Source organism: Paraburkholderia sp. BL17N1, assembly GCF_003634175.1.
Taxonomy (GTDB): Bacteria; Pseudomonadota; Gammaproteobacteria; order Burkholderiales; family Burkholderiaceae; genus Paraburkholderia.
Genome location: NZ_RBIW01000001.1, coordinates 3,642,462 through 3,657,098, shown reverse-complemented (window position 1 = coordinate 3,657,098; position 14,637 = coordinate 3,642,462). Strand labels below are relative to the sequence as shown.

The following is a 14,637-nucleotide window of genomic DNA, read 5'->3' as shown; positions in this document are numbered from 1 at the left end:
CCGCGTCTGAAGCAGGCTCGTATGCCAGAACTGTATGCAGTTTGCTGCGCAGGGCTGAATGGGTTAACCCTAAAGCGAGGAGCATGCGGACGCAAACTCGCTGCCAGCGCCTGTCCCGCGACGATATGCGCGGAAGCGCACAGAGCGGGCCCGGACCCGGCGCTAGTCTGATCGATGGCGCAGAGAAGTCTCCGCCGACATCAGGGAGTCGCGCTGTCGCGCGCAATGCACGTTTACGCCATCAGGTGCCATCGATGCGTCTCCAGGCCACTCACTACGCGTTGTTCCTTATCTGCGGATGCCTGTCTATCCCGGACGCCCTGGCCGACGATGCCGCCGGCGTCGTCAAGACGGTCAAGGGCACGGTGCAGATCGAGCGGTCCGGCGCAAGTTCGGGCGCGGCGATCGGCAGCGAGGTGTATGGCAAGGATCGGATCGTGACCGGTCCGCAATCCTCCGTCGGCATCACACTGCGCGACACGACCCAGCTCTCGGCCGGCGCCGATACCATTCTCGACCTCAATCAATTCGCCTTCAATACCACGACCCATGGCGGCGTGCTCGACGCTTCCGTTAAACGCGGTTCCCTCGCCGTGATTTCCGGCAAGCTGGCGAAATCGAATCCGGATGCCGTCCGGTTCAGCACGCCGACTACCACGCTCGGCGTGCGCGGCACCGAGTTCATCATCGAAGTCGGCGGTAAAGGGGAGGGCGCGCGTTGAAGGCCGCGATTCGACGTTACGGGCTGGCGTGGGCAGCGGCATGCGTCATGCTCGCTTCGCTGGCCGCGTGTAGTACTCCGGACAAAATTATTCTATTGCCGGATCCCGACGGCAAGGTCGGCGCGGTGGTGGTTCACAGCGCCACCGGCGAACAGACCATCGACAAGGCTTACGCCGGCGTCGACGTCACGAAGGGCGGCAGCATCGAGACAACGGTGGATAGCCAGTCCAGCGTGCAGGCGCGCTACGGCGAACTGCTCGCAGCCCGGCCGCCGCGGCCCATGACATTCACGATCTATTTTCTGTTCGACTCCGCCACCGAATTGGCCCCGGAGTCGGTCGCCACCGTGCAGAAACTGAAGACGGTCCTCGCGACCTGGCCCGCGCCTCAACTCGTGGTGGTCGGTCATACCGACCTGGCCGGGTCGCAGGAATTCAATGACAGACTGTCCATGCAGCGGGCGCAGACGGTTGCCGCGTTCCTGATCAAGCAAGGCATTCCCGCCCAACGGATCGAGACCGCAGCCCGTGGCAAGCGCGAGCCGCTGGTCCCCACGGCGGATGGGGTGCCCCATCGCATGAACCGGCGCGCGGTCATCACCATCCAATGACTCGCGCCAGACCGCGTGTTCAATGGTCGTGCCGTCGATGAAACGCTACTTCGCCCCATGGGTTGCGCGGACCAGGCATCTGCTGAGGTCGGCCCAGGGGCGCCCGGTGGCACTGGCATTGTTGTTCGGCCTGAGCCTGCTCAATCTCACCAGCGAATGGCCGAGCGACATACCGCGCCCGGCTTTCGTCGACACGATCGACGAGACGCTGCCCGACTCTTTCAAAACAGCCCGGCAAATTCTGTTCGACCAGTATCAGCGTCACTACCCGCGCGTTCCGACTGCGCAGCCCGTGACTATCGTGGAGATCGACGAGGAGACACTGGCGAGCGTCGGTCAATGGCCGTGGCCGAGAGACCGACTCGCAACGCTGGTCGATGAGATCGACGCACTGAAACCGCTGGCAATCGGCCTCGACATTTACATGCCCGAGCCGGATCAGACCTCGCCCGACAAGGTGGCCGCCGATCTGCCCAAATCGGCAGCGGCGCTGGCCGCAGGCTTGCGGGCGCTGCCGAGCCACGAAGCCATTCTCGCGCGCTCGTTGCGCGCGGCGCCGACCATACTGGGCGCCGCGCCGCTCGATCATGCCGGGTTTGCGGCCCGCACCGACATGCGCAGCGCGCCGATCCTCGTGCACGGCGCCGACCCGCTCGACTCGGTGCAACGCTACGACTATGTACTCGCCAGCCTGCCGGAATTGCAGGCGGCGGCTCACGGACAGGCGATGTTGAGCGTGGCGCTCGAGCAGGGCGTGGTGCGGCATATTCCGCTCGTCATGGGCTTGAGGGACAAGCTCGTCCCCAGCCTGCCGATGGAAATGCTGCGTCTCGCCACCGGATCATCCGCGATCGACGTCTTTGCCGACTCGTCGGGCGTGCAGGCGGTGGGCGTCGCTGACGTGCAGGTGCCCACGCAGCCCGGCGGCGACATCTGGCTGCATTTCGCATCCATTCGCTCGACGCTCGGCCGCTATGTGTCGGCACGCGACGTCCTGCAAGGGAAGGTCGACCCCGACCGGATCCGCAACAAGCTGGTGCTCGTCGGCCTGACAGGTGCCGGCTTGACCGACATGCGCACGACCGCACTGCGGGAACTGGTGCCGGGTATCGAGATTCAGGCGCAAGTGATCGAGACGATTGTCGAGGGACGGTTCCTGCGCCGGCCCACCTGGCTGAAATGGGCGGAAAGCGCCTTCATCATGACGTTCGGGCTGCTGATCATCTGGTATGTGCCGCGGCGCCAGTCGCGCTTCGCGGTGTTCATGCGGACCGTCCCGAAGGGATCCACCGTGCTGGGCTTACTGCTGCACCTGCTGAACGTGTTGTGCTGCTTTCTGATTTTTATCCGCTTCGGGCTGCTGGTCGACGCGGCTTCGATTTTCATTATTCTGTCCGCCGTCATGGGCAGCTTTCTTACGCCCGCATTGCTTCACGCCGACGACCCAGTCAGAACGGAAACCGCGCCCGCGCACGGGTGTGAAGAAGGCGGCGATCGCACCGGCAAAGCGCCGGAAGCTTGAAAGAGACTCTGGTTGCAGTCGAAGCGCGCCCCCCTGAATGAGGTCGGGTTGCAGCACATCCGGCTGCAATTCTACGAGTCATCCAGGCGAGCACGAAACGTCATTATTCCATCGAATCGTGGCGGCTGGGTGACGACACGCACTAAGCCGAGGCCGGCGAAATTCACGTCGCGCACGCGTGGCGAATCCGGGTCGCTACGCTGCAGCGCAACGAATCGAAGATCATGGTTGCTGCGCTGGGTGAGCGCGTAATCGGGCCATGTTCCGCGCGTGAAACTTTCTCCGCCAATAACCGTATATACTGTTTATACCGTTAATTTTTATAGGGATATTTTTATGAGCGCACCGAGCCTGAAGAAAGCAACGAAGAAGACTTTTCACTTCCCGAAGGGTGCCGACACCGCCCCCGAAACCACGCCCGAAACTGAGGGCAAGGTTGCCGAACCCACTGCGACCGTCGCGGTGAAAAAGAAGAGCGCGAGCGCGAGCGCGAAGAAAGTGTCGAAGGAAAAGAAGGTTGCCGCCGACGCAGCGGCGACTGTCAAAGCAGCCGTGGCGGTCAAAGAAAAGCGCGCGAAAAAAGAGAAAGTCGTGCGCGACAGCTTCACCATGCCGAAATCGGACTACGACAAGATTGCTGCATTGAAACAGAAATGCCTGGCAGCCGGCGTGTCCGTGAAGAAGGGCGAAATCCTGCGTGCCGGACTGGTTCTGCTCGAATCCGCGGCATTGAAGCGTCTTCTCGCGGCCGTGTCCGCAGTGGAGCAGGTCAAGACCGGGCGCCCGGCGAAGTCGTAGGCATTGGCGAGCGCCGGCTCGTTGCAAGCGCCGGCCCTGCGAGTCGCTATATGCTGCGCGCTGGCGGTTCGATCAGCGAGAGAAGTGGACGGCGAGATCGGCTGCGTGGCTATAGTCGCCGGGCAGTCTCGATGCACCGTTGGACGCCATGGTCAGTACTTCGACGATTCCCTTCGTCGAAGTACTGACCGGCAGCGCGCCCACCTCCGCGACCTTCGCCCAGGTACAACGCGTAATTTCGTTGCTGGGCACGGGCTGGTCGCCATCGGCAAGCGTCGCGACGAATACGTGGTGGCACGTGTGAATGCCGGTGAAGCCGAACAGATACCGCATGTCCCTCGCAAGAAGGCGCGTTTCCTCCATCAATTCGCGCATTGCGGTTTCACGCAGATCTTCCCCTGTCTCGGGCCTGCCGCCGGGCAGCGACCAACGCGTGCCTTCCCGGCTGACCAGGAGGATTCGCCTGCCAAGCTGGCAGACAACAGTCGCTCGTTGCTTCACAGTGTCTCTCATGTTTTTGTGCCGCGTTGCGTCGAGCATGTCGCATGCCTGGGTCGGGCGATGCGGGCCACACAGCAGGCACTATCGTCGGGACGGCGACAAAATCTGCGCGCCATGCCGCCCGTCCGGCCATGGACGGCGCGATCATCGATCGTCGTTTTAAAGTGTGACAATATTGTGGCGCCTTCGATCGAAGGCCAATGAACATCACGCGATGTCGGTAGTGATCCGGTCGCGCGCGCTGCTGTCCGCGAGGCTTTCCAACGCCTGGCTCCCGTCCGTGCGAGCGGCGTCCTCGACCGCGAAGGTTGTTTCGCTGAAGGCGATCAGTTTGAATCCGCTTCCCTTCGCGCGCGGAACCGTGATGCCCCAATGCCAGCCTCCGGCTTGCTCGAAGACATGCAACACGGGGACGGTTGGAGTGTGTGAAGACTGAGAAGTCGTCATGGCGCATTCTCCCGTCATATTGCGACCATGGGTGCACGATTGCAGTTGCCCCACCCTCAGTCTACAGGTATTTGCTGCACTGCAATATGCCGACCGTGGTAAAAACGTCGAATCGCGAAGCGTCATAATTTTGAAAAGATTCGCCGCGCGCCGAGATATGCGAACATGAATTGACGAATTATTGATCCGACATGATCTACGGGGGCTCCATGAGTAGCGATTCGCTCATTTGGGCAGCAGTGCCGCACAATAGTGACGGCGTTGTCTTTCAGATTCGCATCGTCCACGGACTTCAACGTTTCCATGTATCGCGCCGCGCGCTCGAAAATGTGTTCGACCTCGAACCCCACGCTTCGGACGCGAAACAACTGCAGCATTTCTATTCGCATCTGACGCGCATCCTGGCCCGGGCCAGCGAGAAGCGTTCGGTCTGCGGTTCCAATACCGTTGCACTTCAGGCAGCCGACTTCAGGTCGACGAGCAGAGAGCCGCTCGCATCGAGTCGACATGCAATGGCATGAAGCGCGGCGTTAGCTGCGCCACTGCCGAAACTGCGTCTACAGCCAGCGCCAGATGCCCGCGGCCCAGCCGGTGAGCGGGATATGAGCCCAGGTCGCCGTAAGCCAGACGACCAGGCCGCCCAGCAGCGCATGCATGCCGAACCCGCCCAGCCGCGCGCGGCCGGCGGCGACCGCCGCGAACGGCAGGTAGCTGGTCTGCGATTCCCATGCGCGCCAGAGTTCCGGTTGGAGCCGCTCCTTCTTCCGGTCCTGCAGCGCAGCGCCGACCAGCGCGAGAACCACCATGGCCGCTGCAAGGATGACGTTCTTGGCCACCGGAAACACGGCGATATGGCACAGCCCCCACAGCGCGATCGACCACATCATCGGGTGGCGCGTTACCGCGAACACGCCGCGCGCCACGTCGGGAAACGGACCGGGCCGGCCGCCGGTGGGCAGCGCCGGGTTGCGTATCAGGGAACCCATCAGCAGGATCGACGCGATCAGCATGACCACGGTCGCAATCGCCCAGAGCCCGTCTCCTACCGGCCATAGCGGCGCGGAGAGAGGTGCCTTGACGTAAGCCACGATCAGCCAGCCGAGCGTCACGAACGCGACCAGCGAATAGACACCCAGGAACGGCGTTTCGCCGATCGCGCCGACCAACGGCCTGCGCAACGGATGAGACAGGAGAAAGTGACTGCCCAGAAAGGCGATTGCCGCTGCCGCGACGGCGCTGATGCTTCCCATTGACACGGCTCCTCAAGTGGTTGACCGCGGCGCCGTCATGGTCGACGGCGCGGTGCATGGGCTCGCGACCTTGAAACAGGGCTTCGCCCGTCCGCCACTCTCGCACACTCCAGCATTGCCGCGCAAAAAACAAACGGTGCGCCTCCGATACATACATCGGAACTCGCACCGTAACCTGGCAGTTTATTTTCACCCGATGGGGCCGCGTTCCGTCAGGGTAGCAACCCTGACGGAAGCGCGCCGCCCGTTCAGGCGAGGTCGAAGCGGTCGAGGTTCATCACCTTGACCCATGCGGCGACAAAGTCTCGGACGAACTTCTCCTTGCCGTCTTCACTGGCGTAGACCTCGGACAGCGCCCGCAACTGGGCATGCGAACCGAACACCAGATCGACGCGGCTACCGGTCCACTTCACCGCGCCGGTTTTGGCGTCGCGTCCCTCGAAGACGGTACGCGCCGGCGAGACCGGTTTCCATTCCGTGCCCATGTCGAGCAGGTTGCGGAAGAAGTCGTTGGTCAGCGTTTCCGGCTTGTCGGTGAAGGTGCCTTGCGGATTCTGGCCGGTCCCGACGTTCAGCGCGCGCAAGCCGCCGATCAGCACCGTCATTTCCGGCGCGGTCAGCGTCAACAATTGCGCTTTATCGATCAGCAATGCCTCGGCCGGGACCTTGATATTCTCCTTCACATAATTGCGGAAACCATCGGCGACGGGTTCGAGCGCGCCGACGGATTCCACGTCGGTCTGGTCTTGCGAGGCGTCCATGCGGCCCGGCGCAAACGGCACCGTCACCGGATGGCCGGCGTTCTTTGCCGCCTGCTCGATGCCGGCATTGCCGGCCAGCACGATCAGATCGGCGAGCGACACCTTCTTGCCGCCGGACTGCGCGCCGTTGAATTCGCTCTGGATGCCTTCGAGCGTCTTCAGTACCTTGGCCAACTGCTCGGGCTGGTTGACGGCCCAGTCTTTCTGCGGGGCGAGGCGAATACGCGCACCATTCGCGCCGCCGCGCTTGTCCGAGCCGCGGAAGGTGGACGCCGACGCCCACGCCGTCGACACCAGTTGCGACACCGGCAGCCCCGACGCGAGAATCTTCTGCTTGAGCGAGGCGATGTCCTGTTCGTCGACCAGCGGATGGTCCACTGCCGGAATCGGATCCTGCCAGATCAGTTCTTCCGCGGGCACTTCCGGTCCGAGATAGCGGGCGCGCGGTCCCATGTCGCGGTGCGTCAGTTTGAACCATGCGCGGGCGAAGGCATCGGCGAGCTGGTCAGGATTTTCCAGGAAGCGCCGCGAAATCTTCTCGTAGGCCGGGTCGAGGCGCAGCGCGAGGTCGGTGGTGAGCATCGTCGGCCGCTGCTTCTTCGAGGGATCGTGAGCATGCGGGATTGTCTCGTCGGCACCCTTGGCAACCCACTGGTTGGCGCCGGCCGGGCTCTTGGTCAGCTCCCACTCGTACTTGAACAGGTTCTCGAAGAAGTTGTTGCTCCACTTCGTCGGCGTGGTGGTCCAGGTGACTTCAAGGCCGCTGGTGATCGTGTCGGCGCCCTTGCCGGAGCCATAACTGTTCTTCCAGCCTAGCCCCTGTTCCTCGAGTTCCGCGCTCTCGGGTTCGGGACCGACGTTATCGGCCGGACCGGCGCCGTGCGTCTTGCCGAAAGTGTGGCCGCCGGCGATCAGCGCGACGGTTTCCTCGTCGTTCATGGCCATGCGAGCAAAGGTTTCGCGGATGTCATATGCGGCGGCAAGCGGGTCCGGATTGCCGTCCGGGCCTTCCGGGTTGACGTAGATCAGACCCATCTGCACAGCGCCCAGCGGACATTCCAGGATGCGTCCGTTGTCGTCGCGGCTGACTTCTTCGCCGTGCTTTTCGACGTCGGCGACGATCACGCCACCGTCGTCTTCATTGCCCGCGGCTCCCTTGCCATAACGGACGTCGCCGCCCAGCCAGGTCTTTTCGTTGCCCCAGTAGACGTCCTGATCCGGCTCCCACGTGTCCGGGCGACCGCCGCCGAAGCCGAAGGTCTTGAAGCCCATGGTTTCAAGCGCGACATTGCCGGTCAGGATCAGCAGATCGGCCCAGGAAATCTTCTGACCGTACTTCTGCTTGATCGGCCAGAGCAGGCGGCGCGCCTTGTCGAGGCTGACGTTGTCCGGCCAGCTGTTGAGCGGCGCGAAACGCTGCTGGCCGCGCCCGGCGCCACCGCGGCCGTCGCCGATGCGGTACGTGCCGGCACTGTGCCAGGCCATGCGGATGAAGAGCGGGCCGTAGTGGCCGAAGTCGGCCGGCCACCAGTCCTGCGAATCGGTCATTAGCGCGGCGAGGTCCTTCTTTACCGCGGCCAGATCGAGGCTTTTGAAAGCCTCGGCGTAATTGAAGCTTTCGTCCAGCGGGTCCGACTTGCTGGAGTGCTGGCTCAGCAGGTCCAGCCGCAGTTGTTTGGGCCACCAGTCACGGTTCGTCGTGCCGCCGCCGGCGGCATGGTTGAACGGGCACTTTGCTTCGCTTGACATGCGCTATCTCCTTGTGAGGACGTACCCACCGTTTGTTCTGTCGCGGCGTCTGTCTCCTATGGCGCATTGCACGATCTCGCGCCGACAAGCAGCCGGAGCATTACCCGGTGGGCTCTCGTGAGTGTACTGGGTGTACCGCTGCGATTACATGACGCATAGGGTCTCCATCCGTTGCGCATGTCATCGCATGCTTTGGACGAGGATAGTTCGCGTCGCCGTGCCTGCTGCTGCTGCTCAAAATATAGGTGAGACTCACCACCAATAGAATGAGATTAAGGCAATGCCGGCGATAGTACACGCCTATGAAATACGGCGTGCTTTCGGTGCCATAGCGCGTGCTGTCCGGCCCCATCGCTGGGGCGGACAAAGCGGGCGGCATCGACGATGAAGGGAAGGAGGGGTTAGGCGGCGGACAGAGTAGGTCCGCCGCCAGGCATCGAAGGCGGCGCTTAACCGTTCAGTGCGGCGACGAGACGGGTCAGGCGGGCCACGCGATAGCTGAACAGCGGCGCGTGCGGACAGTTTTTCAGATGTTCGACGCGATCGCGCCAGTAGGTGGGCGGGAACGGTTCTCGTGACCCGCTGGCAATGACGCGTTCCAGATGAACCAGCTCGCGTTCGAAAATGTGGTGGTGCATTGTTTGAATCCCCGTGAATGGCTAGTGTGGTCCGCTCACGCCGTCGCTAACAATCTGACGGCGCGTAGGGTTGCAAAAAGCAGATTCTGGATGGGCGAATGCGCCGTGTGTGACGCGGCCCAATAAGAAGAGCAAGCCGTCGCTGCTTGTCCCCGCAAGGGAAGGCAACGACGGCCGCGCCCCGTGGCGTCTCGCCCGGTGCATAGCCAGACGGAGTCCGCCATTTCGCGGTGACGCATCGCAACGATCCTCTCTATGGAAGCATTCGGTCGCGATGCGTCGACACACGACATTCACAGCTACAACAACAGCACAGCCCTCTCTCGGTCTGTTGCCAACGACACGGCGTCGTTGGACTCGATCAGCGCGGCGACTATGGTTCGGATCACTAACCGAACGGCCTTGGTAAAAACTGAGGGGCCAAGGTTCGGCTACGTCGGTGATTCAGCGGCAATCCGCATGTCACCGGATGTCGGTGTGTCGAACGCTTTGCAGCGCGTGATCTGGTTGGTCTCTCAGGGTCCCCCGACTTGTCTGACGGATTTGCTGCATGTTCCGCAAGCCGCCCGTCTAGGTTGCATTTTCAGGCGGCTCGTCGTCCCACCATTTAAGCAATGACCGTGCCAGGCGTCTATCCGGCGCCAGGCGGCAGTGCCTGCAAGTTTCAAACGCGCAAGTGGTCAGTCTCGTCCATGAACGACCTCAAGATTGGACGATATCGTCCATTTGACCGTATCGGGCATGACGCGCGGGCGCTTTCGTCCAGGCGGGGGCGAAAGCGATGGGAGCGAGGAGGCAGGGAGGGGAATGCGGGAGAATCCGGAGCGGCAAGCACGCCGCTTCGGATGGGCACAACGATAAAAGCGCGCGGCTTACGACTGCAGACTGACCTTGCTGTAAGTCAACCGGCTGGGACGTACCTTCATGCGCACCAGCGACACGAGGAAGCTGAAGCCGGCCTGATTCGGATCGATCACCGGCACATACGCGCCGAGCGCCTCGGTAAGCAGCGTGGACACGCGGCTCGCGACGTCCACGAAACCTGTGCAGCCGAGCAGAATGGCTTGTGCGCCGTCGTCCTTGATCGCCTTCAGCGCCGCCTCGAAGGTGCGAACGACCACCACGTCGATGTTGTCGAGCTGCGAGACCGGGCAATCGATCGCACGGATCGACGCGAAGTTGTCCTGGATGCCGTAGGTCTGCGGATGACCGCGCTGCATCGCCAGCGTGCTTTGCAGGATCGTGATGATCGAGAAGCGCTGGCTGAGCGCGAGCGCGGTGAAGGCCGCAGCTGGAAAGCCGCCGATGATCGGAATATCGATCACTTCGCGCGCGGCCTCGACGCCGCACATGTCGAAGTCGGTCAGCCAGATGCCGTCGAAGCCGTCGTTGGCGATCGCCTGCGCGAGTTCGACCACCGGCATGCCGTTCTGCAGCCAGTTCGTACGGTTCTCGATATCGGGATGCCCGGTGGCGATATTGCGGATCTCGACCTGCACGTCCGGCGGCAAGACCGGCGCGATAGCCTTCATGATGCGGTCGTTGTACGCCGACGTGGCGACGGGCACGAGCACGCAGATGCGGATAGGTGAGTTCGAAGGCGCGCTCAAGATGCGTCCCCCTTGCGTGCGGTGTGGAGCGTTTCAAGCGGCACGTACGGCCCGAGATAGCCGAGCGTGTTCAGCAACTGCATGAAGCTGTCGAGGATCAGGCCGGGCTTGCGCAACTCGGCTTCGGCACGCCAGGCGATCAGCGTCACCGGGCGCTTGCCGATCGCGGGGTTCAACGAACCGTCTTGCTGAAGCAGATCGCCGTTGCTGAAGATCGCCTGACCTTCGCCGCCGACAAAATACGCGACGCTGTCCGGCGACAACACGATCGGCTGCGGATTGGCGCTATCCCACGCGAGCAGCGACTCGTTCTGATACAGCACCGTATAGGTCCGCTGGCCGGCCTGAATGTGCACCTTGCCGACGTCGAAGCCGCCGCTCGTATCCACCTCGGCCGAAACGAGTTCGCCGGGCTCGGAGATGGCGCGCGCGGCGAGCCCGCAATGCTCGGCGAGATAGCCGGTCATCTGCTGGGCGCTGCCGATGCGGCCGGCCTGCAACGCGCGTCCGAGTTCCAGCGCGCGCGTCAAGGTGCCATGGATCGGCGTGGCGCGGCGGATCTCGGCCGGCTTCATCACCCACATCGCGAGACCGCCGAACTGGCCGAACTCGGGGTCGGCGACGACCGGGCGCATCATCTGCTCGACGATCGCCGAGACGTCGCGCTGATGCGTCGGGCCGCCCTGATTGCTGTTGCGCGGCGTCACGTCGAGTTCGACGCACAGGCCGCCCTGGCTCACGAGAAACGCCGGTCGCGGATCGATCTCGGCGGCCGCGAAGGTGAGCATCGGCAGCGAGGGCACGGCGCGGCCGGCGCCGTCGGCGTCGATCACCGCGAGGCCGAGTTTCGCCGCCACCAGCGCCGCCACGGTGAAGCCCAGCGCGCCGCTTTCCGGCGGCATGACGTAGGCGAGCTTGGTCGATTGCGAGGCGAGCCGGGCCTGGACGTTCTGCACGGCCGTCACGGGGCCGAGCGGATACGTCGCGGAGTTGATCGCTTCAGGCGCGCCGAGGTATGCGACCATGACGGCCGCACCCTCGGTGGCCTCGTCGACCGACACGACCTTGACCGTGTCGGTGGGGTAATAGTCGCCGGTCACGAAGTGCTCGGCGAGATGCCGCGCGGATTCGATCGTGCCGCCGCCGCCGCTGCCGAAGAACGCTGCTCCCAATAGCAGCGGTTCCAGATCTTCCCGGCGTAATTCATATGCCATTTGCGATTCCTTTACTGTCGAGGTTGAGAGAAGCGTCCAGTTGAAGTTCGGCAAGCAGAGTCGCAGCGTTGGTGACGCGAGTGGTCGGATCCGTGGTCAGCGAGCGCAAGCCGCGCTCGAGCGTGTCGATGGCTTCGGCGCTGCGGCCGGTGGAGCGCAGCAGATCGGCGAGATAGCGCGCGGCGTCCACGCGCGCCGGCACCGAACCGAACGCGAGCGCGGTGGACAGCGCAGTGCGCAGGCCGAGTTCGGCGGCGTTCACGTCACCGAGAGCCCACTGCGCGCGCGCCCGGGTGACCAGCAGTTCGCCCAGATAGACGCGCTCCTGGCGGGCGAGAGTCTCGTCGATCGCGGTGGCGAGAATCGCCTCGCAGGTCTTCGCGCGGCCGGCGCGCAGCAGCAGCTCACCGTGCTGCCACGTCTTGAAGGAATAGAACAGCGCACCGCCGTTGCACACGACGTGGTTGTCGTAGCCGTCGAGCATCACGGTCTCCGCTTCGTCGGAATGGCCGAGCGCACTGAGGTGGCAGGCGCGCAGCACCTGGCCGACGCCGCGATAAAACGCAAAGCCGTTCGCGATCGACACCGATTCGAGTTCGCTCGCGAGATGCCCGAGCCGGTCCACGTCGTCGAACAGGCAGGCGAGCCACGCGGCGCCCTGCAGGTTGACGGCATGCGCGAGCGCGTGCGCGCCCGGTTCGGACGCGCGCAGGATCAACATCTCCATGGCCCGCCGCGCCTGGCCGAATGCGCCGATCTGATACGCGGCCAGTCCTTCGAAAGTCAACGCGAGGCTGGCGAGATCGATCCCTTGCGAGCCGGTACGGGTGTCGTTGCGTCCCACGCCGAGCAGGTTGCCGCGCGCGAGACAGGCCAGCGCTTCCTCGCTGTCGCCGAGCCAGAAGAGGGTGTTGGTCATCGCGACGTGGGCTTCGTCGAGCGAAACCCGGTCGCCGCCGTTCTGTGCGCGCTCCAGCATGTTCTGCGCGGTGCCGCGCGCCTGCTTGAGTTGGAGCGTCGTCAGCTGGGTGGTCCAGATGCCGAACTGGATCGCGGCGATTTCGGCGGGTTCGCAGACGCCTTCGCCGATCGTCAGCGCGGCGGCGTAGCAGGCGGTGGCCTCCGCATAGAGCCAGCCGTGCACGCTGCGCAAGCTCATGCCGAGCAAGCGGTAGGCGTCGAACTGCAAACGGCGCACGGCCTCCTGTTCGTGAGGCGTCTGCAGCAGGTCGAGGCAACGGCGCAGCAGTGGGATCGCTTCCGCGAACTTCGACTCCTCGATCAGCGCGCTCGCGTGTTCGAGACACTTGCGCGCTTCCCTGTGGTGTTCCTCGCGCGACTTCAAACGCCGCTCGATGGTCTTGCGCCCGACGCCGAGCAGGGTGGCGGCCGCGCTCTTGTTGCCGCTGGTCCGCTCGAGCGCGCGGTCGATCAGAAGGTCTTCGGCGGCGGCGAGCTTGTCGCGGCCGTCGAGCTGCAACAGCATGTCGGCGAGACTCGCGCGCGAGACCGGCCCGCTGGTTTCATTGGCGAGAAACGGCTCGAGCGAGTCGACATCGATCAGCGTGTTTTCGGCGAGCACGCTCAACTGGCTGATCAGGTTGCGCAATTGCCGGATATGGCCCGGCCACGAATGCTGGCAGAGCCGCCGGACGGCAGCCGGCGAGAACTCGAGACGGCGCGTGTGCTGCGCTGCGAAGTGAGTGACCAGCGCGGGGATGTCCTCGATGCGCTGCTCGAGTCCGGGGACCGCGAGCACGAACACCGCGAGCCGGTAGAACAGGTCTTCGCGAAATAGCCCTTCGCGCGCGAGTTCGCGCAGGTCGCGATGGGTCGCGGCGACGACGCGCCCCGCAAAATTCAGACTGGTGGATGAGCCGATCGGACGGAAGGTCCGCGTTTCAAGCACGCGTAACAGTTTCGGTTGCAGCGCGAGCGGCAGTTCGCCGATTTCATCGAGCAGCAGCGTGCCCTTGCCGACCTGCTGAAAAAGTCCCGGGCGGTTTTCGGCCGCGCCGGTGAACGCGCCTTTCACATGCCCGAACAGTTCGGCTTCGACGAGGTTCTCGGGAATCGCGCCGCAGTTGACGTCGACGAACGGTTGATCCTGGCGCTGGCTGTGCGCATGCACCCGGCGCGCGACCAGTTCCTTACCCGAACCCGTCGGGCCGAAAATGAGCAAAGGGTGATCGGTCGGGGCAACCCGATCGATCATCCGGACCAGTTGGCGAAACGCCGGGGCGCCGCCCACGAAGGCGCCCGAATCAGCCTTGTCGTGGGCGAACGGAACGACAGGGGTGTAACTCATTGCAAAGGACGCTCCACGTGAACCGCGTCTGGCGCTACGCGGAAATTGCCGTCGAGACGACGGAGCGGACGGTCATGCTTCGAGCGCGTTGCCGGTGAAGTCTTCCGGATGCGTTGTCGGGACCATCCGCTGCAAGAAGAGACAGAGTATGACGGCTTGTCGCCGATCTTGCCCTTTGCCAAATTAATCGTCGCAACGGCGCATTGGCGGATTTGATCGCATTGTGTTGCGCGCCGTGCAGCGCTGTCCGGGTGGAGGGAAATGAAAGCTTGCGGCGCTGCCGCGCGTTCGGCGGGAGGCGGAGTAGATGGCGTATAAGGGCAAGGCACGAATGGGTATCTTGGGGACGGCAAAAACGCGCCTGGCGGTTGCCGATGCGTTACCCGGATAACGGCTTCCCCGTCATGCTTCTTGAATCAAAGTGAGTGTGCCGCTCACGCTGCCGCGCCGCGCAGATCCTGATGGAAGGCTATGCTATGTGCGCCTCGGGTACGCCAACAACCGCG

At 63.7% G+C, this 14,637-nt stretch carries 13 protein-coding genes; 5 read left to right on the top strand and 8 right to left on the bottom strand.

Going from position 1 to position 14,637, the window contains the following annotated elements; translation table 11 throughout:
* Nucleotides 1-83: 83 nt before the first annotated feature.
* The 4 genes from B0G82_RS16495 to B0G82_RS16480 all read left to right on the top strand — a co-directional run bounded on the left by B0G82_RS16495 (nucleotide 84) and on the right by B0G82_RS16480 (nucleotide 3,653).
* The gene (locus B0G82_RS16495; RefSeq protein WP_241974599.1) at nucleotides 84-722 is read left to right on the top strand and encodes a FecR domain-containing protein; all 639 of its coding nucleotides are present in this window, start codon (nucleotides 84-86) and stop codon (nucleotides 720-722) included.
* A 47-nt stretch (nucleotides 723-769) separates the two neighbouring features.
* On the top strand, nucleotides 770-1,333 hold the full coding sequence (locus B0G82_RS16490) for an OmpA family protein (RefSeq protein ID WP_116148474.1): 564 nt from the start codon (nucleotides 770-772) through the stop codon (nucleotides 1,331-1,333).
* Nucleotides 1,334-1,439: 106 nt separating this feature from the next.
* Entirely contained in the window at nucleotides 1,440-2,855 is a 1,416-nt protein-coding gene (locus tag B0G82_RS16485; RefSeq protein ID WP_241974597.1) for a CHASE2 domain-containing protein, read from the top strand.
* Nucleotides 2,856-3,191: 336 nt separating this feature from the next.
* Complete coding sequence (locus B0G82_RS16480; RefSeq protein WP_121307974.1) at nucleotides 3,192-3,653, top strand: hypothetical protein; 462 nt, start codon at nucleotides 3,192-3,194, stop codon at nucleotides 3,651-3,653.
* A 72-nt stretch (nucleotides 3,654-3,725) separates the two neighbouring features.
* Here the strand turns inward: B0G82_RS16480 and B0G82_RS16475 are convergent, their stop codons facing one another.
* Nucleotides 3,726-4,193, bottom strand: a complete 468-nt coding sequence (locus B0G82_RS16475; protein ID WP_241974596.1) for an NUDIX domain-containing protein — start codon at nucleotides 4,191-4,193, stop codon at nucleotides 3,726-3,728.
* 168 nt (nucleotides 4,194-4,361) lie between these two features.
* Nucleotides 4,362-4,601, bottom strand: coding sequence for a hypothetical protein (locus B0G82_RS16470; RefSeq protein WP_116117015.1), 240 nt, complete (start codon nucleotides 4,599-4,601; stop codon nucleotides 4,362-4,364).
* Nucleotides 4,602-4,810: 209 nt separating this feature from the next.
* On the opposite strand from B0G82_RS16470, the gene B0G82_RS16465 reads away from it, so the two are divergent.
* Nucleotides 4,811-5,122, top strand: coding sequence for a hypothetical protein (locus tag B0G82_RS16465; RefSeq protein WP_121308726.1), 312 nt, complete (start codon nucleotides 4,811-4,813; stop codon nucleotides 5,120-5,122).
* Between the two features lie 36 nt (nucleotides 5,123-5,158).
* On the opposite strand, the gene B0G82_RS16460 is transcribed toward B0G82_RS16465, so the two are convergent.
* The 6 genes from B0G82_RS16460 to B0G82_RS16435 form a co-directional block, all read right to left on the bottom strand.
* Nucleotides 5,159-5,851 (bottom strand): NnrU family protein, encoded by a 693-nt coding sequence (locus B0G82_RS16460; protein ID WP_121307973.1) that lies wholly within the window; start codon nucleotides 5,849-5,851, stop codon nucleotides 5,159-5,161.
* A 248-nt stretch (nucleotides 5,852-6,099) separates the two neighbouring features.
* Entirely contained in the window at nucleotides 6,100-8,361 is a 2,262-nt protein-coding gene (gene katG / locus B0G82_RS16455; protein WP_121307972.1) for a catalase/peroxidase HPI, read from the bottom strand.
* Nucleotides 8,362-8,810: 449 nt separating this feature from the next.
* A complete protein-coding gene (locus B0G82_RS16450; protein ID WP_121307971.1) occupies nucleotides 8,811-8,999 on the bottom strand; it encodes a hypothetical protein in 189 nt (62 codons plus the stop codon).
* A gap of 872 nt (nucleotides 9,000-9,871) precedes the next feature.
* Nucleotides 9,872-10,609 carry an aspartate/glutamate racemase family protein gene (locus B0G82_RS16445; RefSeq protein ID WP_121307970.1) on the bottom strand — a complete coding sequence of 246 codons (738 nt, stop codon included), beginning with the start codon at nucleotides 10,607-10,609 and terminating at the stop codon, nucleotides 9,872-9,874.
* Nucleotides 10,606-11,823 (bottom strand): DUF917 domain-containing protein, encoded by a 1,218-nt coding sequence (locus tag B0G82_RS16440; protein ID WP_116141433.1) that lies wholly within the window; start codon nucleotides 11,821-11,823, stop codon nucleotides 10,606-10,608. The genes B0G82_RS16445 and B0G82_RS16440 overlap by 4 nt, the downstream gene beginning before the upstream one ends.
* The gene (locus B0G82_RS16435; RefSeq protein ID WP_116141431.1) at nucleotides 11,813-14,131 is read right to left on the bottom strand and encodes a sigma-54 dependent transcriptional regulator; all 2,319 of its coding nucleotides are present in this window, start codon (nucleotides 14,129-14,131) and stop codon (nucleotides 11,813-11,815) included. Before B0G82_RS16435 ends, B0G82_RS16440 begins: the two co-directional genes overlap by 11 nt.
* Between the last annotated feature and the right edge of the window lie 506 nt (nucleotides 14,132-14,637).

What these genes read in the sequence shown, in the direction of transcription:
- B0G82_RS16495 (WP_241974599.1), top strand. Translation starts at nt 84, where the DNA reads ATGCGGACGCAAACTCGCTGCCAGCGCCTGTCCCGCGACGATATGCGC.
- B0G82_RS16490 (WP_116148474.1), top strand. Translation starts at nt 770, where the DNA reads ATGCTCGCTTCGCTGGCCGCGTGTAGTACTCCGGACAAAATTATTCTA.
- B0G82_RS16480 (WP_121307974.1), top strand. Translation starts at nt 3,192, where the DNA reads ATGAGCGCACCGAGCCTGAAGAAAGCAACGAAGAAGACTTTTCACTTC.
- B0G82_RS16475 (WP_241974596.1), bottom strand. Translation starts at nt 4,193, where the DNA reads ATGCTCGACGCAACGCGGCACAAAAACATGAGAGACACTGTGAAGCAA.
- B0G82_RS16470 (WP_116117015.1), bottom strand. Translation starts at nt 4,601, where the DNA reads ATGACGACTTCTCAGTCTTCACACACTCCAACCGTCCCCGTGTTGCAT.
- B0G82_RS16465 (WP_121308726.1), top strand. Translation starts at nt 4,811, where the DNA reads ATGAGTAGCGATTCGCTCATTTGGGCAGCAGTGCCGCACAATAGTGAC.
- B0G82_RS16460 (WP_121307973.1), bottom strand. Translation starts at nt 5,851, where the DNA reads ATGGGAAGCATCAGCGCCGTCGCGGCAGCGGCAATCGCCTTTCTGGGC.
- katG (WP_121307972.1), bottom strand. Translation starts at nt 8,361, where the DNA reads ATGTCAAGCGAAGCAAAGTGCCCGTTCAACCATGCCGCCGGCGGCGGC.
- B0G82_RS16450 (WP_121307971.1), bottom strand. Translation starts at nt 8,999, where the DNA reads ATGCACCACCACATTTTCGAACGCGAGCTGGTTCATCTGGAACGCGTC.
- B0G82_RS16440 (WP_116141433.1), bottom strand. Translation starts at nt 11,823, where the DNA reads ATGGCATATGAATTACGCCGGGAAGATCTGGAACCGCTGCTATTGGGA.
- B0G82_RS16435 (WP_116141431.1), bottom strand. Translation starts at nt 14,131, where the DNA reads ATGAGTTACACCCCTGTCGTTCCGTTCGCCCACGACAAGGCTGATTCG.